14 protein-coding genes are annotated in these 22828 nt (G+C 61.6%); 9 read left to right on the forward strand and 5 right to left on the reverse strand.

Annotated elements, in window-relative coordinates:
* Positions 1–226: 226 nt before the first annotated feature.
* Genes ptsP through VCA57_RS18460 form a run of 3 tightly spaced genes read left to right on the forward strand, consistent with a single transcriptional unit; the run spans position 227 to position 5745 of the window.
* Positions 227–3088, forward strand: a complete 2862-nt coding sequence (gene ptsP / locus VCA57_RS18450; protein ID WP_411186527.1) for a phosphoenolpyruvate--protein phosphotransferase — start codon at positions 227–229, stop codon at positions 3086–3088.
* Complete coding sequence (gene pfkB / locus VCA57_RS18455) at positions 3088–4008, forward strand: 1-phosphofructokinase (protein ID WP_411186528.1); 921 nt, start codon at positions 3088–3090, stop codon at positions 4006–4008. The genes ptsP and pfkB overlap by 1 nt, the downstream gene beginning before the upstream one ends.
* Positions 4009–4020: 12 nt before the next feature.
* Positions 4021–5745: a PTS fructose-like transporter subunit IIB gene (locus VCA57_RS18460; protein WP_411186529.1), complete on the forward strand. Its 1725-nt coding sequence runs from the start codon at positions 4021–4023 to the stop codon at positions 5743–5745.
* A gap of 78 nt (positions 5746–5823) precedes the next feature.
* Here the strand turns inward: VCA57_RS18460 and VCA57_RS18465 are convergent, their stop codons facing one another.
* Complete coding sequence (locus VCA57_RS18465; RefSeq protein WP_411186562.1) at positions 5824–6603, reverse strand: TatD family hydrolase; 780 nt, start codon at positions 6601–6603, stop codon at positions 5824–5826.
* A gap of 20 nt (positions 6604–6623) precedes the next feature.
* The gene (locus VCA57_RS18470) at positions 6624–7961 is read right to left on the reverse strand and encodes a chloride channel protein (RefSeq protein ID WP_411186530.1); all 1338 of its coding nucleotides are present in this window, start codon (positions 7959–7961) and stop codon (positions 6624–6626) included.
* Positions 7962–8114: 153 nt separating this feature from the next.
* Here VCA57_RS18470 and VCA57_RS18475 point away from each other — a divergent pair, with 153 nt between their 5' ends.
* Entirely contained in the window at positions 8115–9329 is a 1215-nt protein-coding gene (locus tag VCA57_RS18475) for a hypothetical protein (RefSeq protein WP_411186531.1), read from the forward strand.
* A 67-nt stretch (positions 9330–9396) separates the two neighbouring features.
* Here VCA57_RS18475 and VCA57_RS18480 read toward each other — a convergent pair whose 3' ends face one another.
* A complete protein-coding gene (locus VCA57_RS18480; RefSeq protein WP_411186532.1) occupies positions 9397–10980 on the reverse strand; it encodes a peptide chain release factor 3 in 1584 nt (527 codons plus the stop codon).
* A gap of 222 nt (positions 10981–11202) precedes the next feature.
* On the opposite strand from VCA57_RS18480, the gene VCA57_RS18485 reads away from it, so the two are divergent.
* Positions 11203–13728, forward strand: a complete 2526-nt coding sequence (locus tag VCA57_RS18485) for a PepSY domain-containing protein (protein WP_411186533.1) — start codon at positions 11203–11205, stop codon at positions 13726–13728.
* Between the two features lie 42 nt (positions 13729–13770).
* On the opposite strand, the gene VCA57_RS18490 is transcribed toward VCA57_RS18485, so the two are convergent.
* Positions 13771–15012, reverse strand: a complete 1242-nt coding sequence (locus tag VCA57_RS18490) for a cation:proton antiporter (protein WP_411186534.1) — start codon at positions 15010–15012, stop codon at positions 13771–13773.
* Between the two features lie 475 nt (positions 15013–15487).
* Between VCA57_RS18490 and VCA57_RS18495 the strand changes: the two genes are divergently transcribed.
* The 4 genes from VCA57_RS18495 to VCA57_RS18510 all read left to right on the forward strand — a co-directional run bounded on the left by VCA57_RS18495 (position 15488) and on the right by VCA57_RS18510 (position 20950).
* Entirely contained in the window at positions 15488–16651 is a 1164-nt protein-coding gene (locus VCA57_RS18495) for a type III PLP-dependent enzyme (RefSeq protein WP_411186535.1), read from the forward strand.
* Between the two features lie 193 nt (positions 16652–16844).
* Positions 16845–17525 (forward strand): Fe2+-dependent dioxygenase, encoded by a 681-nt coding sequence (locus tag VCA57_RS18500; RefSeq protein ID WP_411186536.1) that lies wholly within the window; start codon positions 16845–16847, stop codon positions 17523–17525.
* A 5-nt stretch (positions 17526–17530) separates the two neighbouring features.
* Positions 17531–18640, forward strand: coding sequence for an alpha-hydroxy acid oxidase (locus tag VCA57_RS18505; protein ID WP_411186563.1), 1110 nt, complete (start codon positions 17531–17533; stop codon positions 18638–18640).
* A gap of 93 nt (positions 18641–18733) precedes the next feature.
* Positions 18734–20950 (forward strand): TonB-dependent receptor, encoded by a 2217-nt coding sequence (locus VCA57_RS18510; protein WP_411186537.1) that lies wholly within the window; start codon positions 18734–18736, stop codon positions 20948–20950.
* Positions 20951–21269: 319 nt separating this feature from the next.
* Here the strand turns inward: VCA57_RS18510 and VCA57_RS18515 are convergent, their stop codons facing one another.
* Positions 21270–22823: a sulfite reductase subunit alpha gene (locus VCA57_RS18515; protein WP_411186538.1), complete on the reverse strand. Its 1554-nt coding sequence runs from the start codon at positions 22821–22823 to the stop codon at positions 21270–21272.
* Positions 22824–22828: the final 5 nt, after the last annotated feature.

The following is a 22828-nucleotide window of genomic DNA, read 5'->3' on the forward strand; positions in this document are numbered from 1 at the left end:
CGTAGCACTCTTTCACAAAGGGGTCTCCGGGCTGGCAAGCGTGGCAGCGCTGGGTGCCGATTACGTGCGGCGGCCACTGTGCTGTTATCAGTGTCGGGCTTCAAGGATTACCCATTATCAGCTAAGGTGCCACTGCTTGATGAATCGTTTCAGCAGGTTTGATCATCAAGCAGGTTTCAAGCCAGTCATGGCGCCTTGCCAAACCGGATAGCCAGAGGAATACCCCATGCTCGAACTCGATGCCAGCCAGATCCAGATGGGCCGCCACGCGGCGGATAAGGCGCAGGCACTGGCCATACTGAGCGAGGCGTTGGTCGAGGGTGGGCTGGCCAGCGCAGATTATTTGCAAGGCTTGCAGGCGCGCGAAGCGCAGGGTTCGACCTTTCTCGGACAGGGCGTGGCGATTCCCCATGGCACCCCGCAAACCCGTGATCAGGTGCTGCGCACCGGGGTGCGCTTGATTCAGTTTCCCGAGGGGGTGGATTGGGGCGATGGTCAGCAGGTTTACCTGGCTATCGCCATCGCTGCGCAGTCCGATGAGCACCTCTATCTGCTGCAATTGCTCACCCGCGCTCTGGGTGAGGGCGACCTGAGCCAGGCGCTGCGTCAGGCGCGCGAGCCAGAGCACATCGTCGAGCTGTTGCAAGGTGCGCCACAGGCGCTGGCGCTGGACGGCCAACTGGTCGGGTTGGGTCTGCAGGTTGAAGATTTCGACGAACTGCTGTGGCAGGGCGCTCGGCTGCTGCGCCAAGCCGGTTGCGCCAGCAGCGGTTTTGCCCTTGGTTTAGCCCGCAGCGAGCCGCTGCCCTTGGGCGATGGCTTGTGGTGGTTGCATAGCGAACAGAGTGTGCAGCGCCCCGGCTTGGCGTTCGTTACCCCGGCGCAGCCTCTGCATTTTCGCGGCGAAGCGCTGAAAGGGCTGTTTTGCCTGGCCAGCCAGGGCGAGGCGCATCGTCAGGCGTTGGAACGTTTATGTGACGTGTTGATTGGCGGCCGTGCTGCCGAGTTTAGCGAGGCCAATGACAGCCGCCGGGTAATCGAGGCGTTGGGGGGCGAGGTGGCACCGGATTGGCCGAGCCTGAGCCTGCCGCTGCTCAACGCCCATGGTTTGCATGCACGCCCGGCCAAGGTGCTCAGCGAGCTGGCGCAGCGCTTTAACGGTGAATTGCGTGTACGGCTGATCGGCGATGAAGGCGCTGGGGTGTCGGTAAAAAGCCTCAGCCGTCTACTGTCGCTGGGTGCGCGGCGCGGGCAGATGCTGCACTTCAGCGCCGAGCCGAGTATCGCCGCCGATGCCTTGCCCGCCTTGCAGGCAGCGCTGGAAAGCGGTTTGGGCGAGGCTGTTGAGCCGCTGTTGGCCGACCAGGCCGATGACTTACTGCCTGCGGCAACGCGTGTGCAACAGGCCCCGCCCGCCGGTAGTCAGCTGATGGCCGTGGCGGCTTCGCCTGGCATCGCTATTGGGCCAGCACTGGTGCGGGTGTTTCCGCGTTTTGCATATGCCGAGCAAGGCCAGGGTGTTGACGCCGAGCTCCAGCGTTTGGAGGCGGCGCGTGCGCTGGTTTCCGCGCAGATTCAGCGCCTAGTCGACGGGGCTGGCGTGGCCAGTATTCGGGAGATTTTCAGCGCTCACTTGGCGATGCTCGATGACCCCGCGCTGGTCGAGGATATAGAGGCTCGACTACTCGCTGGAGCCAGCGCCGAGGCGGCCTGGCATGGCGAAATCGAAGCAGCGGCGCAGCGTCAGGAGGCCTTGCACGACGCACTGCTGGCCGAGCGCGCAGCGGATCTACGCGACATCGGCCGGCGCGTGCTGGCGCAGTTGTGCGGCATTAGCCTGCCCGAAGAGCCGCGTGAACCTTACATCTTGGTGATGGATGAAGTCGCGCCGTCAGATGTTGCCGGTCTGGATCGTCAGCGCGTGGCCGGCATCCTCACCGCACGCGGCGGGGCCACTGCGCACAGCGCCATCATTGCCCGCGCCTTGGGCATTCCCGCCGTAGTCGGTGCTGGCGAGGCGGTGCTGGCGCTGGCGCAGAACACCGTGCTGCTGCTCGATGGCGACAGCGGGCTACTGCGCATAGCACCGGATCAGGCCACCCAGCAGCAGGCCCTGCGTGAGCGCGAATCCGCGCAACTGCGCCAGCAGCAAGCGCATGCCGAACGTCTGCAGCCGGCCATCACCCGTGATGGCGTGCAGATTGAGGTGGCGGCGAATATCGGTGCCAGTGGTGAAACCGCCGAGGCCGTAGAACTGGGGGCCGAGGCAGTTGGCCTGCTGCGCACTGAACTGGTGTTTATGGAGCACGCCCAAGCACCGAGTCAGGCTGCGCAGGAGCGTGAGTACCGGCGTGTGCTGGATGCCCTCGACGGGCGGCCGCTGGTGGTGCGTACCCTCGACGTCGGCGGCGACAAACCTTTGCCTTACTGGCCGATGCCGAGCGAGGAAAACCCCTTCCTTGGGGTGCGCGGCATTCGCCTCAGCTTGCAGCGCCCGGAAATCCTGGAAACCCAGTTGCGCGCCTTGCTGGCCTCTGCCGACGGCCGGGCGCTGCGGATCATGTTCCCCATGGTCAGCACCGTTGAAGAGTGGCGTGTGGCGCGCGATATAGCGCAGCGCCTGCGTGAGGAGATTCCAGTGGCAGACCTGCAACTGGGGATCATGATCGAGGTGCCCTCGGCCGCGCTGATGGCACCGTTGCTGGCGCGTGAAGTGGACTTCTTCAGCGTCGGCACCAACGACCTTACCCAGTATTGCCTGGCCATCGACCGTGGCCATCCGACCCTCTCGGCTCAGGCCGACGGCTTGCACCCGGCGGTGCTGCGGCTGATCGGCATGACGGTCGAGGCCGCGCATGCCTATGGCAAATGGGTGGGCGTGTGTGGCGAGCTGGCCAGTGATCGTTTGGCCGTGCCGCTGTTGGTTGGCCTGGGGGTGGATGAACTGAGCGTGTCACCGCGCTCGATTGCCCTGGTCAAGGCGCGCGTGCGTGAACTGATGATGAGCGACGTACGCACGCTGGCTGAGCAGGCGCTGACGCTCGATAGCGCCGCCGCCGTGCGCGCGCTGATCGCGGGGATGCACTAATGGCCCGTATCCTGACCCTGACCCTGAACCCGGCGCTGGACCTCACGGTTAGCCTCGATAGCTTGATCCCCGGTGCAGTCAATCGCAGCCTGGGCCTGACGCGTCATGCTGCCGGCAAGGGCCTGAATGTTGCCCAGGTGCTGGCTGACCTTGGCCATAGCCTGACGGTCAGCGGTTTTCTCGGCAGCGACAATGCGCAGCCGTTTGACAGCCTGATGCAGGCCCGGGGTTTTGCCGATGCCTTCGTCCGGGTGCCGGGCGAGACCCGCAGCAATATCAAACTGGCCGAGGCCGATGGGCGGATTACCGACCTCAACGGCCCTGGCTTGCAGGTCGAGGCCGAGCATCTGCAGCGCTTGCTCGACACCCTGACGCCGTTGCTGGCTGGGCACGACGCGATTGTGGTGGCCGGTAGCCTGCCGCGCGGGGTCAGCCCCGAGTGGTTTGCCGAGTTACTGCGTCGGCTCAAGGCCAGTGGCGTGCCGTTGGCACTCGACAGCAGTGGCGCGGCGTTGCAGGCCGCGTTGCCCGTCGCTCCCTGGTTGATCAAACCCAATGAAGAAGAACTCAGTGAGGTCTGCGGCAGCGATCTGAAGGCGGCCGTGCGTACGTTGCGCGGGCAAGGCATTGAGCATGTCTTGCTGTCGCGCGGTAGCGCCGGGGTCGACTGGCATGGCCCGGGTATTGCCTTGCGCGCCATACCGCCCAGCGTCGAGGTCGCCAGCACGGTAGGCGCTGGCGATTCGCTACTGGCCGCCAGCTTGCACGGCCTGCTGCAAGGCTGGCCGGCTGAGCGCACCTTGCGCTTGGCGACAGCGGTGGCCGCACAAGCGGTTACCCAGATCGGCTTTGGCATCCACGACCGCGAACAATTAGCCCGCTTAGAAGCAGCCGTGCTGCTACAGCCCTTGCAAGAATAAGAGGCATTGACCATGAATCTGCTGATCGTTACCGCCTGCCCCAATGGCCAGGTCACCAGCGTGTTGTGCTCGCGGCTGCTGCAGGCCGCCGCTGAGCGTTTGGGCTGGAAGGCCAAGGTTGAAGTGCAGGACGCGCAGGCTATCGGTTCACCCTTGAGCGCGGCGGACATCGCCGCCGCCGACCTGGTACTGGTGGTGAAAACCGGCGAGCTGTCGCTGAGCCGTTTTGTCGGCAAGCGTTTGCTGCAGTCCACGCCGTCTGAAGCCTTGGCTGATCCACAGCGCTTTTTGCGCGAGGCGGCTGAGCGCGCTGCGCCCTATGTTGAAGAGGCAACTGTTGCCAGCAGCGTGCGGCACTTGGTTGCCGTTACCGCCTGCCCAACCGGCGTGGCACACACCTTTATGGCGGCTGAAGCTTTGCAGCAGGCCGCCGCGCGCATGGGCATTGTGCTGCAGGTGGAAACCCGTGGTTCGGTCGGTGCGCGCAACCTGCTGGACGACGCCACCATCGCCGCCGCCGATGCGGTATTGCTGGCTACCGATATCGAGGTGGACACCGCCCGTTTCGCCGGCAAGAAGGTCTATCGCTGCAGCACCGGCGTGGCCCTGAAACAGCCGCAACAGACGCTGGAACGGGCCTTTAGTGAGGCTCGCCCGCTTAGCGGCGAGGCGACACAAACTAGCGCGAGCGCAAGCTCAAGCGAGAAAGCCGGCCCCTACAAGCACCTGCTTACGGGCGTGTCTTACATGCTGCCGATGGTGGTGGCCGGTGGTTTGCTGATCGCCCTGTCGTTTGTCTTTGGCATCGAGGCGTTCAAGCAGGAAGGCTCGCTGGCGGCGGCGCTGATGCAGATTGGCGGTGACGCGGCATTCAAACTGATGGTGCCGTTGTTGGCCGGTTACATCGCCTATTCGATTGCCGACCGTCCTGGTTTGGCTCCGGGGATGATTGGCGGGCTGCTGGCCAGCACCTTGGGCGCGGGTTTTCTGGGTGGCATCGTTGCGGGCTTTCTCGCCGGTTATTCGGCCAAGGCGCTTGCTCGTTGGGTCAAGCTACCGGTCAGTATCGAGGCGCTCAAACCGATTCTGATTATCCCGCTGCTGGCCAGCCTGTTTACCGGTCTGGTGATGATCTTTGTGGTCGGCAAGCCGGTGGCCGGGATGCTCGCCGGGCTAACCGTGTTTCTCGACACCATGGGCACCTCTAATGCGGTGCTACTCGGCCTGTTGCTCGGCGGCATGATGTGCGTGGACCTCGGTGGGCCGGTCAATAAGGCCGCCTATGCCTTCTCGGTGGGTTTGCTGGCGTCCCAGAGTTACGCACCCATGGCGGCGACCATGGCTGGCGGCATGGTGCCGCCTATCGGTATGGCGATTGCCACCTTGCTGGCGCGGCATAAATTCGCGCAAAGCGAGCGCGAGGCGGGCAAGGCCGCCGGTGTGCTGGGGCTGTGTTTTATCTCCGAAGGGGCGATTCCCTTTGCCGCCAAGGACCCGCTGCGGGTCATCCCGGCGAGCATTGCCGGCGGCGCGCTGACCGGTGCGCTGTCGATGTACTTCGGCTGCAAGCTGATGGCCCCGCATGGCGGTCTGTTTGTGCTGCTGATCCCCAATGCAATCAACCATGCGCTGTTGTACCTGCTGGCCATTGTCGCCGGCAGCCTGCTGACCGGGGTGAGCTATGCGCTGCTGAAACGTGCGGACACCCAGCCGCTGGTGGTTGAGGCGGCTGCATAAGCCAACGCCAGATTAGGTGTCGCTAGGGTCTGTTCCCGTTTCATCGCGACCGCGAACGAAACGGGAACAGACCCTAGGTCAGCCCCAGGCAAACAGCTCGGCGGCATTGCGGCTGCTGGCGTTGGCCAGTTGCTCGGGGCTGATGCCACGCAGCTCGGCCAGCGCTGCGCAGATAGCCGGTAGATGCTCCGGGCTGTTGCGCTGGTTGGGGTACATCGCCGGTGCCATGTCTGGCGAGTCGGTTTCTAGGACGATGGCCTCCAAGGGCAATTGCGCAACGACTTGGCGCAGGCGCAGCGCTTGCGGCCAGGTCGGTGCGCCGCCAAGGCCGAGCTTGAAGCCCAGTTTGAGGTATTCGCGGGCTTCTTCGGCGCTGCCGGCAAAGGCGTGGATGATGCCGCCACGGGCTGGTTTGAAGCGCTTGAGGGTGGCAATGGTGGCGGCATGGGCGCGGCGCACGTGGAGCAGGGCAGGTAGCTCGAACTCGATGGCCAGTTGCAGTTGCGCTTCGAACAGCTGTTGCTGGCGCTCGCGATCTAATTCCTGCAGAAAATAGTCCAGGCCAAACTCACCCACAGCGCAGAGTTTGCTGTGGCCTGCCAGGCGCTGCAGCCATTGGCGTAATTCGCTGAGGTGCTCGGGGCGGTGCTGCTCGAGAAACACCGGGTGCAGGCCAAAGGCGGCATACAGCCCCTCGTTTGCCTGCACCAAGTCCCACAGGCGTTGCCAGTTGCCGTGCTCCACGCCGAGTAGCACCAAGCGTTGCACACCCAACTGGCGGCAGCGCTGGAGAACCGCCGTGCGGTCGGCATCGAACTCGGGGAAATCCAGGTGGGTGTGGGTGTCGATCAATGTCATGGAGTCGTTACGTCGCAGGTTCATTTCGCAGGGTCACGGCGCGGCGCAATACTGTCCATAAGCTGCTCGGCAAACGCCCGGTACAAGGCGACTGGCGAGATGCGCGCTGAGATGCTGCTGGCCAGCAGGCTGGCCGCGAGGATCGGCAGGGCCATGTCCTGGCTATGCGACAGCTCGATGGTGATGACCGTGGCGGTCAGTGGTGTGCGGGTCACTCCGGCCAGGTAGGCGGCCATGCCCAGCAGACCGGCGGTCGGCAGATCAATCCCGGGGATCCAGCCGACCAGCCAGGGCGCGATACCGGCCCCCACTGCCAGTGACGGCGAGAACAGGCCGCCGGGGATGCCGGCCAGATAAGAGACTACGTTGGCGAGAAACTTCCACACGACAAACAGCGCGTCAGTTTGCGGGTGGCCTTCGAGCAGGGCGCGGGTTTCCGCGTAGCCAGTGCCGAACACATGCTGGCCGGAGAGCAACCCGAGCAGCGCCAGGACTAAACCACAGACGCCGGCAAACAGCACCGGGCGGCGGGCCCGCCAGGCACCAAGCACGGCCAGCGGGCCGCGTTTGGCCGGTAAAACCAGGCGGCAGTAGAGACCGCCGAGCACGCCGCCGAGCACTCCGCAGGCGAGCACCGCCAGCCAGGCACTGTCCAGCGGTAGCGCGGCACTGAGGTCACCGAAGTAGCTATAACGACCGACTAGACCAAGGGTGACCATGCCGCCGATCAGCACCGCCGTCAGGATCAGGCCATTGAAGCTTTGCTCCATGCGCTGGCTCAGCTCCTCGATGGCAAACACCACGCCAGCCAGTGGCGTATTAAACGCCGCCGCGATGCCGGCGGCACCGCCGGCGAGAATCAGCCCGGAGAGAGCATGGCGACCTTGCAGGCCAAGCCGCCGGCCGAAGTTGTACATCAGCGCCGCCCCCACGTGCACGGTGGGGCCTTCGCGGCCGACGGAGGCGCCGCAGAGCAGGGCGACGACGGTTAGCAACATCTTGGCGATGGCCACGGGAACTGCCAGTAAGCGGCTGCGCAAGCGCCGCGAGGGTTGTTCCAGGCAGGCGATAACCTGCGGAATGCCACTGCCTTTGGCCTCTTTCAGCCAGCCTTGGGTCAGCCAGGCGAGCAGGGCGAAGCCTAGCGGAGTGATCAGCCAAGGCCACAAGGCGCTCTGTGCCAGCAGCCACTCGAACTGTTCGAAGGCGCGGTCTGCTAGCCAGGCGAAAGCCAGGGCGATAAGCCCAACCAGCAAAGCACCGAGCCAGAAGGCCGTGCGCTGACGAAAGCTACGCAAGCGCCGCAGGCGCTGACGCAGGCGTTGGGTTGGGGTGAGCGCGGCTGGTGGGGTTTCCATAGGTTCCTGTGGCGCAGGGCGATGGGGTGCTCAGTGTAACGCGCTGCGCGTCGGCAGCGGCGGCTGAGTGTTGCGCGTACAAACAGCGCTTGCCTGGCTTGGCCTTGGGCAGTCAGCATGCGCCCTCGGTAATTGAGAAGGCTGCTGTAGATAATGTTTAGCCTCAATAACATGGTGCTGCTGGGCGCGGCGTTGCTGCTGGCCTGTGTGTTCTTTCAACCACGGCTGATGGCCGCGCCGGGATGGCGGGCAACCGTAACGCCGCTGGCGTCGATTATCGGCTCCGGCTTTCTGGTGGCGGGGCCGATCCTCGCCCATGCCGTTGGCCCTTTGGCCTGGCTGGCGATGTTGGCCTTGTGTGGTTTGAGCTACTGGTTTGGCGCGGCCATCCGCTACAACATCCGCTACGTTGAGCCGAGCTTGCTGGCCGAGCCGCCGCGCTACCAGGTCGGCCTGGAGCGCTTGTCCGAGCTGGCGTTGGCGCTGGCCTACTTTGTGTCGGTGGCCTACTACCTCAATCTCTTCGCTGCGTTTGGCATGCGCCTGGGTGATGTGGTTGATCCCTTATGGACGCGGGTGCTGGCGACTATTGTGATTGCCAGCATCGGGCTGCTCGGTGCATTGCGCGGCTTGGCCGGGTTGGAGCGGCTAGAGGTGATGGTGGTGGCCTTGAAGCTGGCGCTGATTGGTGGACTGGTGGTGATGCTGGCGCAGGTCAATCTGTCGGCGCTGCTGGACGGCTCGCTCAACTGGGCGGGGCAAGCGCATCTGCAAGGCATGCAGCAGCTTGAAGTGCTACTGGGGCTGGTGATTCTGGTGCAGGGCTTTGAAACCTCGCGCTATCTCGGCAGCCAATACGACGCCACCACCCGTATTCGCAGCATGCGTTGGGCGCAGTGGATCGCCTGCGCCATCTATCTGGCGTTCTTGTTGTTGATTACCAGCTTGTTCAACGGGCAGTTGCCACCCGAGGGCGGTGAGACGGCGATCATCGACTTGCTGCGGCCGCTGGGGCTGCTGGTTGCGCCGCTGCTGATTCTCACCGCGCTGGCGTCGCAGTTATCCGCTGCGGTCGCCGATATGAATGGTGCTGGCGGGCTGCTGGCGGAATCATCGAAACGGCGTTTGCCGGTGCGCGTTGGTAATTTGATTACCGCGTTGGTGGCGATTGCGATCACCTGGACGGCGAACATCTACGAGATCATCACCTATGCCTCGAAGATGTTTGTCATCTACTACGGCTTGCAAGCGTTGCAGGCAGCATTGGCAGCATGGCGACGTGGCCAGCGTTGGCACGCGGCGGGGTTTGCTGCGGGGGTGGTGGTGGCGCTGGCGATTATCGTGCTGGCCAAGCCGGTGGCGGCTTAGTCGAATAATGCTGGAGGGGGCTTGAAAGCAGCCCAGCGGCGAGAGTCGATCTCGCCGCTGGTGCGCTTTAGTGGTGCTCGCGGGTGGCGCGGAATTTCACGTCGGGCCAGCGCTCTTCCATCAACGCCAGGTTGACCCGGGTCGGGGCCAGGTAGGTGAGGTGGCCGCCGCCATCCAGCGCCAGGTTTTCCACGGCCTTGTTGGAGAATTCTTCCAGCTTCTTCTTGTCGCTGCAGTCGATCCAGCGCGCCGACCACACGGTAATTGGCTCGTAGGCGCACTCGACCTTGTATTCCTCCTTCAGGCGGCTAGCGACCACATCGAACTGCAGCACACCGACGGCGCCGAGGATGATGTCGTTGCTGCGCTCGGGGAAGAACACTTGGGTTGCACCTTCTTCGGCCAACTGTTGCAAGCCTTGACGCAGTTGCTTGGATTTCAGCGGGTCTTTCAAACGCACGCGGCGGAACAGTTCTGGGGCGAAGTGCGGGATGCCGGTAAAGCCCAGCGCTTCGCCTTCCGTGAAGGTGTCGCCGATTTGAATGGTGCCGTGGTTGTGCAGGCCGATAATGTCGCCGGCATAGGCCTCGACCAGCATTTCGCGCTCACTGGAGAAGAAGGTCAGGGCGTCGCCGATGCGTACGTCTTTGCCGGTGCGCACATGGCGCATCTTCATGCCCTGGCTGTATTTGCCCGAGCAGATGCGCATAAAAGCAATGCGGTCGCGGTGCTTGGGGTCCATGTTCGCTTGGATCTTGAAAATAAAACCGCTGAACTTCTCTTCCACCGGTTCTACGGTGCGCTCATTGGCGACGCGGGCCAGCGGTTTGGGTGCCCAGTTGACCACGGCGTCGAGCACATGATCGACGCCGAAGTTGCCCAGCGCGGTACCAAAGAACACTGGGGTCAACTGGCCATTCATGAATTCGTCCTGATCGAACTCATGGCAGGCACCCTGGACCAGCTCCAGCTGCTCGATAAAGCGCTCGTATTCGTCTCCCAAGTGCGCGCGGGCTTCGTCGGAGTCGAGTTTTTCGATGATTTTCACATCGGTGCGCTCGTGGCCGTGGCCAGCGGTGTAGACGATGATGTAGTCGTCTTTGAGGTGATACACGCCTTTGAAGTCGCGGTAGCAGCCAATCGGCCAGGTGATCGGCGCTGCTTTGATCTTGAGGACGGCTTCGATCTCGTCGAGCAGCTCAATCGGGTCGCGGATGTCGCGGTCGAGCTTGTTGACGAAGCTGACAATCGGCGTGTCGCGCAGGCGGCACACGTCCATCAGGGCGATGGTGCGCGGCTCAACACCCTTACCGCCGTCGAGCACCATCAAGGCCGAGTCCACCGCAGTCAGGGTGCGGTAGGTGTCTTCCGAGAAGTCTTCGTGGCCGGGAGTGTCGAGCAGGTTGATCATGTGATCGCGGTAGGGGAACTGCATCACCGAGGTGGTGATGGAGATGCCGCGTTGCTTTTCCATTTCCATCCAGTCGGATGTGGCATGGCGGTCGGACTTACGCGACTTCACCGTACCCGCGACCGAAATCGCTTTACCCATCAGCAGCAGCTTCTCGGTAATCGTGGTTTTACCGGCGTCGGGGTGGGAAATGATCGCGAACGTACGACGTTTCGCGACTTCGGTGGCCTGAGTGGTCATGGGTGCGTGCCTGACTAAATACGGTTGCGGGGCGCGGATGGCCCGGAAAAGCGCGCGATTATAACGGTAATCCCGTGGTTAGGCCGAATGTCGTGGCCAGCTATTGGGCAAAGTGGCCGGTAAGCGCGTGAAAAAGCCCGATCTACGTAAATTAATCGTTATGTAAACGCTTCTCATGTAGAGTTGCCGCCCGTTGCAATGGGTCCGTAGGGTAGCGCTGTCGTGTTTAAGAAAATCATGTTCCAGTTGCACTGGTTCTTCGGTATCAGCGCTGGCCTGGTGCTGGCCGTCATGGGTATCAGCGGTGCCCTTTACAGTTTTGAAGGCGAGATTACCCGCGCGCTCAATGCCGAGCATTGGCAGATTCAGCCGCGTGAACAGGGCCATCTGGAGCCCGCCGAGTTAGTGGCAAAAATCGAGGCAGCGACGGCCGATCGAGTCAGTGGGCTTTGGGTCGATGGCCGCCATGATGGCCCTGGTACGGCTTTTCTTACCCCCGCCCCAGGAGAGCGGCGAGGTCCGCGGATAGCCTTCAATCCCTATACCGGTGAGGTGCTTGCTGAGCCGATAGGGCAGGGTTTCTTCCAACTGATGCTAACCCTGCATCGCTTTCTCGCCATGGGCGAGGTGGGTAAGCAAATCACTGCGGCCAGTACCCTGGCGCTAATTTTCTTCTGTTTGTCTGGGCTTTACCTGCGCTGGCCGCGTCAGGCCGGTAACTGGCGCGCCTGGTTGACGCTGGATTGGGCGAAGAAAGGCCGTAGCTTCAACTGGGATTTGCATGCTGTGGCTGGTACGTGGGTGCTGCTGTTTTACCTCTGTGCGGGGCTGACTGGCTTGTATTGGTCCTATGACTGGTACCGCGAGGGGCTGACGCGCTTGCTTTCTGACACGCCGGCTGAGCAACGCGGCGAAGGGCGCGGTCGCCGTGGTGCGCCCAGCGGCCCGGCGCCGGAAGTGGACTACACGGCTGTCTGGCAAGGTATTCAGCAGGCAGCAGGGCCGCAACTGATCGGCTGGAATCTGCGCCTGCCGCCCGTGGCCGGGCAGCCGGCGACCGTCTTCTACATCCTCGATGATGCCGAGCATGATCGCGCCTTCAACCAAATGCAGATCGACCCGAAGACTGGCGCAGTCAGCCACCATGAACGCTACGCCGAGAAGAGCTTTAAGGCGCAGTTGCTCGCCAGTGTTTATGCACTGCACGTGGGTGAGTATTTCGGCTTGCCGGGGCGGGTTCTGATGATGTTGAGCACGGCAGCCATGCCGCTGTTCTTTATCACCGGCTGGCTGTTGTACCTGGACCGTCGCCGCAAGAAGCGTGCGGTTAAGGCCGCGCGTGGGGCAATGAGTAGTAACAGCCAAGCAGACGGTTGGCTGGTGGGGTTCGCCAGCCAGAGCGGTTTTGCCGAGCAATTGGCCTGGCAGAGCGCCGGGCAGTTGCAGGCCGCCGGCATTGCGGTGCGTGTCGAGCCGCTGTCGCGCCTGGATACGGACAGCCTGCGCCAGACGCATAAGGCGCTGTTCGTGGTCAGTACCTTCGGTGACGGCGAAGCCCCGGATGCGGCGCAGGGTTTCGAGCGCAAGGTGCTAAACGCTGCCGCGCAATTGCCTCATCTGAGCTACGCCTTGTTGGCCCTGGGTGATCGGCAGTACCCGCACTTCTGCGGCTTTGCCCGGCGGGTCAACGATTGGCTGGGGCGCCAGGGCGCGCAGCAACTGTTCGACAGCATTGAGGTTGATGGCGAGGATCTGCCAGCGCTGCAGCGCTGGCAGCAACACCTGAGCGAATTGACCGGGGCTGCGCCTATTCAGCTCGAGTCGGCCCCTTGGCAGGGTTGGAAACTGGCCCAACGGCGTTTGCTCAATCCTGGCAGTCAGGGCGCGCCGGTATTTTTCATTGGGCTTATGCCGCCTGCACAGAGCACTTGGCTCGCGGGTGACATTCTCGAAACGCGCCCGCGCCATGCGCCGCAGCGGGTATTGGCATGGTTGCAGCACTCCGGGCTGGCGGGTGACGAGGCGGTGACCCTGGATGGGCAGGCCATGAGCCTGGTCGACGCGCTTGCCGCCCGGCAGTTGCCGGAAAGTTTCGCGCACCTGGTCGGTCTGCATGCACAGGCGCTGCTTGATGCGCTGGTGCCGCTGGGCACACGCGAGTACTCCATCGCCTCAGTCGCGGCGGATGGTGAGCTGCAACTGATTGTGCGTCAGGCCGTGCAAGCCGATGGCTGTCTGGGCCTCGGTTCCGGTTGGCTGACTGAACATCTGCCGCAAGGCGGTCAAGTGCTGGCGCGGGTGCGGCGCAACAGCGGCTTCCATTTACCGGATGACGACCGCCCGCTGATCCTGATCGGCAATGGCACTGGCCTGGCCGGCTTGCGTGCGTTGTTGCGCGCGCGCAGTTTGGCCGGCCTGCAACGCAACTGGCTGTTGTTTGGCGAGCGCAACCGCGCGCAGGACTTCTTCTGTGGGGCAGAGCTGCAAGCGGCGCTGGCCGCAGGCGATCTGCAGCACTTGGATCTGGTGTTCTCCCGCGACCAGGCCGAGAAGCGCTACGTGCAGGATCTGCTGCGCGAACAGGCTGAGCGTTTGCGCGCCTGGCTGGCTGAGGGCGCGGCTATTTACGTTTGCGGCAGCCTGCAGGGCATGGCCGGCGGCGTTGATGCAGTATTGCGTGAGCTGCTTGGCGATGGGGCTGTGCAGGGGCTGGTTGAGGATGGCCGCTATCGCCGCGATGTGTATTGAACCCGGCCAACGCTGTGTTGGACGGGCTCAGTGAGTGCCTGTTTAGGCCTTGCCTGGATACACCCTGCGGATTAGCCAGCCGATGGACAGCCCCTGCAGCAGGATCGACACCAGCACCACGATATAGGTGATGCCGAGCAGCAAATCGCGCTCAGGGCCGTTCGGCAGCGATAGTGCCAGTGCTACCGAGATACCGCCGCGCAGGCCGCCCCAGGTGAGGATGCGGATGGTGCCACGCGGCACGCTGCGCCCCGTTTGCCGAAGCAGGGCGATGGCCGGCGCGACCGTGAGCCAGCGCGCCACTAAGACAGCGCTGCCGAGGGCGAACGCGGCAGCCACATGCAGCCAGGACAACGGCAGTAGCACCAGCTCCAGGCCAATCAGGGCGAACAGCAACGCGTTGAGCATCTCGTCGATCAGCTCCCAGAACTTGTCTATATAGCGCCGGGTTTCGTCGGACATGGCGTGGCTACGCCCGTGATTACCGATGATCAAACCCGCTACCACCATGGCGATAGGTCCGGAAACATGCAGGTGGGTGGCCAGCGCGGAACCACCGAGCACCAGTGCCAGGGTCAACATGACCTCAATTTGGTACTGGTCGATGCTGCGCAACATGGCAAATACCACGGCACCCAGCACTGCGCCGAACAGCACGCCGCCAATGGCCTCGTGGACGAACATCCAGCCAATCGCGCCGACACTGGGCGTCGCGCCGAGCTGCAAAATCCCCAGCAAGATGGCGAATACCACCACCGCTGTACCGTCGTTGAACAGCGATTCGCCGACAATGGTGGTTTCCAGCGGTTTGGGTGCGCCGGCGGATTTGAGAATGCCGAGTACGGCGATGGGATCGGTTGGTGAAATCAGCGCGCCGAACAGCAGGCAGTAGAGGAAGCTTACTGGCCAGCCGAGCAGGGCGAAGACGTAGTAACTGAGTGTGGCGATCAGGCTGGTGGAGATCAGCACGCCGAACGTTGCCAACAGCCCAATCGGCCAGCGGTAGCTGCGCAGGTCGTTCAAGTTGACATGCAATGCCCCGGCAAACAGCAGTGCCGGTAGAAACCAGGTCATCAATACTTCAGAAAAGTCGATACGGCGGATCAGCTCTTGCGACTCGTGCTCCAGCACCGGATAGCCCAGTTCAGACAAAACCAGCGCCACCGCCGAGAACAATAATGCCGTGGCCATAATGCCAATGGTCGGCGGGAGGCGGATAAAACGGTAGTTGGCGTAGGTGAGTAGGGAGGTAAACGCGATAAAAGCAGCGGCGAGGTCGAGCATGCGGAGTGTTTTTCCTGGGCAGGCGTGGCGTTTAGGGAGCATACGGAAAGTCGCCCATAACGACTAATCGCGTGGTTGTGGCTGTGATCCGCGTCCTTTTCTGTTGAGTATCTCCGGCCTCGCGTTGTGCAGCATTTCGGACGTTTTGTGGGGTATCGAAAACGCTTACCTCAGCCGCTGAAAACAGCCTGTCAACGGATGGAAATTTTTCATTGATATTGTGCTTTCTTGGTCCTAAAGTTCGCGCCCGAACGTCCATGCTGGCAACGATCCATCCGGCTCAAGTACTGACGACGAGAGACCCACAGGGTACTCGGCGACATGCCTTGGGAAGTAGGCGAACCAAAGTGGGGAAACTGATCAGGCGTTCTTGTCGGCAACTATAGTTGCAGGCACCCCCGTTGTGCAGTTGAACCTGTTGCAGGTTTCGCTGCCCGAATTTATGTGTTTCTGGTTTTGCCATTGGAGTTCAAGTATGCCGATCAAGGTCGAAGATTATTACGCACCCGCTACTTTTCAGAAGATGAAGGCGTTTGCCGATACCCAAGAAACCCCGTTCGTGGTGATTGATACGTCGATCATCAGCCAGGCATACGACGACCTGCGCGCCGGTTTCGAGTTTGCCAAGGTGTATTACGCCGTTAAGGCTAACCCTGCCGTCGAGATCATCGACCTGCTCAAGAGCAAAGGCTCCAACTTCGACATCGCCTCGATCTATGAGCTGGACAAGGTCATGGGGCGTGGTGTCGGCCCGGAGCGCATCAGCTACGGCAACACCATCAAAAAATCCAAGGACATCCGCTACTTCTATGAGAAGGGCGTGCGTCTGTATGCCACTGACTCGGAAGCCGACCTGCGCAACATCGCCAAGGCCGCGCCTGGCTCGAAAGTTTATGTGCGTATTCTCACCGAGGGCTCGACCACCGCTGACTGGCCTTTGTCGCGTAAATTCGGCTGTCAGACCGACATGGCCATGGATCTGCTGATCCTCGCGCGTGACCTGGGCCTGGTGCCCTACGGTCTGTCGTTCCATGTGGGCTCGCAACAGCGCGATATCTCCGTATGGGACGCGGCGATTGCCAAGGTTAAGGTGATTTTCGAGCGTCTGAAAGAAGAAGACGGCATCGAACTCAAGCTGATCAACATGGGTGGCGGTTTCCCCGCCAACTACATCACCCGTACCAACAGCCTGGAAACCTACGCTGAAGAGATCATCCGCTTCCTCAAGGAAGACTTCGGCGATGACCTGCCAGAAATCATTCTTGAACCGGGCCGTTCGTTGATTGCCAACGCAGGCGTGCTGGTCAGTGAAGTGGTGCTGGTGGCGCGTAAATCGCGTACCGCTGTGGAGCGCTGGGTGTATGTCGATGTGGGCATGTTCAGCGGCCTGATCGAGACCATGGGTGAGGCGATCAAATTCCCGATCTACACCGAGAAGAAAGGCGAGATGGAAGAGGTGGTGATTGCAGGGCCGACCTGCGACAGCGCCGACATCATGTACGAGAACTACAAGTACGGCCTGCCGCTAAACCTGTCGATTGGCGACCGCCTGTACTGGCTCTCCACCGGTGCCTATACCACCAGCTACAGCGCTGTGGAGTTCAATGGCTTCCCGCCGCTGAAGTCTTACTACCTGTAAACCTGCGCGGTAGTGTTGGCCAAACAAGGCGCTCGCGCAAACGAGCGCTTTTTTTGTTTCTGCGCGCTGGGTTTTGTAATCACTCTTCTGGCCTGGATCAATGGGTTTGGCGCACGGTGCTGTCATAGTTCTGCTCAGTTATTTAGAATCATTTGCAATTGAGCGGCTAGCAGCCGGTAAGGGGATTTGAATCATGATGCTGAGCATTGCCGATGTGCTGACGCCCGAGCAGGTGGGGGAGTGCCGTCAGGCGTTTGAGCAGGCCAGTTGGCAAGATGGCCGGCTTACAGCGGGGCATCAGGCCCTGATGGCTAAGGCCAACCAGCAGTTGGCCCTGGATGACCCGCTGGCGGTGCAGATCGGCGATTTCATCGTGCAGCGCCTGGGTAATCATCCGCAGTTCGTTTCTGCCGCTTTGCCACTGAAGGTGCTGCCGCCGCGCTTCAACCGCTACAACGGTGGGGGCACCTACGGCAACCATATCGATAACTCAATTTTCAGCGTGGCTGGATCCTCGCAGCGTGTGCGCAGTGACCTGTCCGCCACGCTGTTTTTCAGTGATCCGGAGGAATACGACGGCGGCGAGTTGGTGGTCGAGGACAGTTACGGCAGTCATCGCGTCAAGTTGCCGGCCGGGCATCTGGTGCTGTATCCCGGCAGCAGCTTGCACCGGGTCGAGCCGGTGACTCGCGGCACACGTTATGCCGCGTTCTTCTGGATTCAGAGCCTGGTGCGTGAGGACAATCAGCGCGGCATGTTGCTGGAGCTGGACAAGGCGATTCAGGCGCTGACTCAGGAGGTGCCGGGCAGTGCCGAGCTGGTCCGGCTGACGGGCGTTTATCACAACCTGTTGCGTCACTGGGCCAACACATGACGGACATGCCGCTGCCGAAACTGACGCGGATTCCATCCAGTATTGCTGCCGTGGCGGACTATGAACCTTTGGCCCGCGAGCGCATGAGCCCTCAGGCCTGGGCCTATATGGCCGGTGGTGCAGCGGATGAGCTGACCCTGGCTGAAAATCAGGCCGCGTTTCAGCGCATCCGCCTGCGCACGCGGGTGTTGGCTGATCTGAACGGCGGTAATACTCATTTGCAACTGTTCGGTCAGGCGTTTAGCCATCCGATTTTCCTTGCTCCGGTGGCGTATCAGCAGTTGGCCCATGCTGACGGTGAGTTGGCCACGGTGCTGGCGGCCTCGGCGGTGCAGGCCGGTATGGTGCTTAGTACCCAAGCCAGTGTGACGCTTGAGGCCGTGGCTGAGCTGGCGCACAACCCGTTGTGGTTTCAGCTTTACATTCAACCGGACCGGGCCTTTACCCAGGCGCTGGTAAAACGCGCCGAAGCTGCGGGTTACCAGGCACTGGTGCTGACGGTGGATGCGCCGGTCAATGGTGTGCGCAATCGCGAGCAGCGCGCCGGTTTTTGCCTGCCGGGTGGCATTGAGGCGGTCAACTTGCGTGGCATGCAGGCATTGCATGAAAGTGCTCCACCAAGCGGCGGCTTGTTGCTTGGTGGTGCCTTGCTGGCGGCTGCACCCGGTTGGGCGGACGTGCAATGGCTACGTTCGCTGACGCACCTGCCGATTCTGCTCAAGGGCGTGATGAGCGCTGAAGATGCTCAGCGTGCAGTTGCCGAAGGGGTTGATGGCATCATCGTCTCCAACCATGGTGGACGCACTCTGGATGGTCAGCCCGCGACCATAGAGGTGTTGGCGGAAATCGCTGCCGCCGTGCAAGGGCGTGTGCCGCTGTTGCTCGATGGTGGTATCCGGCGCGGTACGGACGTGTTTAAGGCCCTGGCCTTAGGGGCCGATGCTGTGCTGGTGGGGCGGCCCTACGTTTATGGTTTGGCCGCTGCCGGGGCAAGCGGGGTCGCTCATGTGGTGCAACTGCTACGTGCCGAACTGGAGATAGCCATGGCGCTAACCGGGTGTCCAGATCTGGCCAGTATTGGCGACGATCGGCTGATGAGAAAAAGTTCACGGTAAGCGGAACTAAGTGCGGATACAAATGTAAATTTCTGTTGCATGATAACAATTATCAAATAGAATCGCGCCTCGTTTTTATCTGAGGTGGTTCTCATGGGTATCGGTAAAAAAACTGGCGATCTGCCGCAGCGTCGTCTTCTGGCTACGGCTATCGGTCTGGCTGTCGCGTCTTGGGCGAGCGTAGGTCTGGCCGCTGAACAAGCGCCGCAAAAGGCCAAGACGCCAGTTGAGTTGGGCAGCGTAACGGTCGAGGGCCAGCAGGCTGAAGACTACAAGACGCAAACGTCTTCTTCAGCCAAGTACGCCGTGCCATTGCTCGATACCCCGCAGACCATAACGGTGGTGCCGCAGGCGCTGCTCAAGGAGCAGAAAGCCCTGAGCATGAAAGAAGTGCTGGCTAACGTCTCCGGCATCACCTTCAACGCCGGTGAGGGCGGTGGTGGTTCGGGTGACAGCATCAACATTCGTGGCTTTAGCGCCAACGCTAACATGCAGATCGATGGCCTGCGCGACAGCTCGCAGAACAACCGTACCGACACCTTCAATATAGAAGCAGTTGAAGTCATCAAAGGCCCTAACTCAGTGTTTGGTGGCTCCGGTACGACTGGCGGCAGTATCAATCAGGTCAGCAAGCAGCCCCTGCAGCGCGATTTCACCGAGATCGGCGCGAGCCTCGGTACTGACAACTACCACCGCCTGACCTTGGATACCAACCAGACGCTAGATGGCGTCGGCACGGGCAGTGCGTTTCGTCTTAACCTGATGGCCCATGAGAATGATGTGCCGGGTCGTGAGCAGATCGACCGTGAACGTTGGGGTATTGCCCCGTCGCTGCTGCTGGGGCTGAGCGAGTCGACTCGCTTGACCTTGAGCTACCTGCATCAGAACGATAACAACCAGCCGGACTATGGCGTGCCCGCCTTTGATGGCAAACGCTTGGCCGGCGTGGATCGCGATGCCTACTTCGGCTGGAAGAACCTCGACAAGGAAGAGATCCGCACCGATGCCTTCACGGTCAAGTTCGAGCACGACTTCAGCGACAGCCTGCGCCTGCAGAACCTCAGTCGCTACAGTCGCGTTGAGCGTGATACGGTAATTTCTGCTTCCCACGTTAACCTGACGGGCGTTCCCGATGGTCACTACCGTCCAGCCGGCCCACAGGGATATGGCCGTGATGTGACCAGTGAAATGTGGATCAACCAGACCAACTTGACGGCTTACTTCGACACCTTAGGCCTAGGGCATACCTTGGTTACTGGCGTCGAGGTTTCGCGTGAGGATTACTACCGTAATACCTACAACTACGGTCTGAACTTCACCGGTAAGGATTACGACCTAGGTAATCCACCGGGGTATTACGATGGGCCTACCAACAAGACCCGTTCTGCAGAGACGTCGACCGAGCTTGAGAACCAGGCAATCTATGCATTCGATACCATTGCGCTGAATGAGCAATGGGACCTGAGCCTTGGTCTGCGTTATGACTGGGTCAAGGGGGATGCGAAGAACGTAGCCTTGCCTGCCGGCACCGTAACGCGCGTGGATTCGCGCGACAAGGAGCTCAGTGGCCGTGCCGGGGTGGTGTACAAACCAGCTGAGAATGGTCGTATTTATCTGGCTTACGGCACCTCGTTTAACCCTGCTGCTGAGAACCTGGCCTCCACTGGTGCCCTGAATGCAGCGGCAACAGAGCTGGACCCGGAAGAGAACGAAACCTGGGAACTGGGCACCAAGTGGGAGCTACTCAACAGCCGCCTGCAACTTGATGCTGCGGTCTTCCGCGTGGAGAAGAGCAATGCCCGTGAAACCATGGCCGATGGTTCAACCCAGCTGGCCGGTGAGCAGCGCGTGCAGGGTGTCGAGTTTGGGCTGACTGGTCGTATTACCAATCAGTGGAACGTTTACGCCAACTACACCTTCCTCGACAGTGAAACCCTCAAGGCGGCTGATACCGCCGCCGGCATCGCCCGCGAAGGCCAGGCGTTGGGCAATACGCCGCCACGCTCGTTCAACCTGTGGACCACCTACGAACTACCAGCCGGCTGGCGCGTGGGCTACGGCGCGCGTTATGCCAGCGAGCGCAACGTGACCTCCAGCGATAGCGCCAAGCTGGATGCCTACTGGGTGCATAACGCCATGCTCGGTTACAAGGTCAATAAGGAACTCGACCTGCAACTGAACATGAACAACCTGTTTGATAAGGATTATGTGCAGAACGTACGGCAGAACGTTGGTACCAACACGCGTTCTTCGGCCATCGAGTATGGCGATGCGCGTTCGGCTGTACTGTCGGCCACCTACGCCTTCTAACCATGGCTGATGACAACCTGTCGGCCGTTTCCGGCGAGTTGCAACACGAATATGGCGATTGCGAAACCCCGATCACTGTTTATGGTGATTGGGGTTTTGTTTTGTGTTGGTTATATAAGGCACGCCGCCGGTACTGCTGGAAATTGAAAGTGTGGTTTGGTAGTTCGCGTTCAGCATCAGGCGTGAAGAGCTGTTTGGATGTACGGGCAGTACGCAGGATTAGGCGGCCAATAGGGGTAACCCCCTAGTTAGTTGGTGTGCTTGCTAGATCAGCGATTTCGGTATTTAGCTGGGCGCATACCTCGTTTGCTCGCGTCGCTCAATACACATCGCGCCGATAACGGCCGCTCTGGCTTAGTTGCTCCACCTGCTGGTCACCGACCAACTGGCGCAGGCAGGTGTCGACGTCGCGGCCCATGCCGTCCAGGCTGCCGCACACATAAATGGCTGCGCCGTCCGCCAGCCAGGCGTGCAGGGTTGCTGCAGCATCACGCAGGGCGTCTTGCACATAACGCTGGGAGTCGCCGTCGCGCGAGTAGGTGAGGTCGAGGCGTTCGAGGTGACCGGTGTGTTGCCAGGCGCGCAGCTCTTCGAGTAGTAGGGCGTCGTGGGCAGCGTGGCGTTCGCCAAACAGCAGCCAGTTGCGTGACGCTGGGTGCCCTGCGCGTTCTTGCAGGTGCGCGCGCAGGCCCGCGAGGCCGCTGCCGCTGCCGATCAGAATCACTGGGGTACTGGCGCTTGGGCCATGGAAGCGCGGGTTGCGGCGAATGCGCAGGTCAATTGTGCCGCCAACCTGCGCATGCTGACACAGCCAGCCAGAGCCTAGGCCGGGGTTGCCGTCGGCCTGTTGCTGCAGGCGTACCAGCAGGTCGAGTTGGCCGCTGCCATGGCTAGACGCTATGGAGTATTCGCGATGTGGCAAAGGTGTTAACTCTGCGAACCACTGCTCAAGTGTGCGGTTATCCGCTTTGCTTTCGGGTAGATGCCGTTGGCTCAGGGCTTCTGCCAGTAATTGGCCGTCAGTCAGGCGAGTGCGCGGTTCAAGGCCAAGTCGCTGCAGGCAAGCACTAACCCGTTGTGGCGGATGGCGTGGGCCGATTTCAACAATATCGCCGGCGCGCCAGTCGACCATGGCTGGGCTACTCAGGCTCAGCTGAAAGATCGGCGCAGCGGTGCTGCCGGGGTTAAGGCAGATGCGCTGCGCCAGTCGCCACGGGTGGTAGTGCGCCGGCTGCCAGTCGACAAAATCACTGTTCCCACTTAGATGGCCAAGCTGTTGCTGCCAGTGGCGCAGGGTGCCGGCATCCAGGCAATCGACTTGCAGCAGGTCGAACAGCGGTTGCGCCTTGAGTGTTTGCAAGCGCTGTTGCAGGCGCTGGCCGAAGCCGCAGAACTGCGGGTAGCGGCTGTCGCCTAGGGCCAGGATGGCGAAGTGCAGCCGGGGCAGTGGTGCATGGCTGAGTAGGGCACGTGCAAAACGTGCGCCATTGTCTGGCGCTTCGCCGTCGCCATAGGTACTGACCACCAGCAGCAGGCGCTCAAGGCTTGCTAGCGTGTCGCGACTCAATTGGTTGAGCGCGACGCAGCGCGCGGGCACGCCGCTGGCGCGCAATTGCGCACAACTGCGCTCGGCCACTTCTTGGGCCTGGCCGCCCTGGCTGGCGTAGCCGATCAGCAGTTCGCCGGTCTGGGTGGCGCGATTACGGCGCTGTGGCCAGCAATAGTGCAGGCACAGGGCGAGGTAAGTGATAACGATCAGTGCGGCACTGAGCTCGCGCGCGGGTTTTAGCCAGAGCAGCAAACCGGCCAGCAGCAGACAGGTTGTCAGCGGCCAGTGGCGCAGGGGGCGAAGAAGAGTGGGAAGGGCGATCAAGATGG

The organism is Pseudomonas sp. (genome assembly GCF_046581935.1).
Classification (GTDB): Bacteria; Pseudomonadota; Gammaproteobacteria; order Pseudomonadales; family Pseudomonadaceae; genus Aquipseudomonas.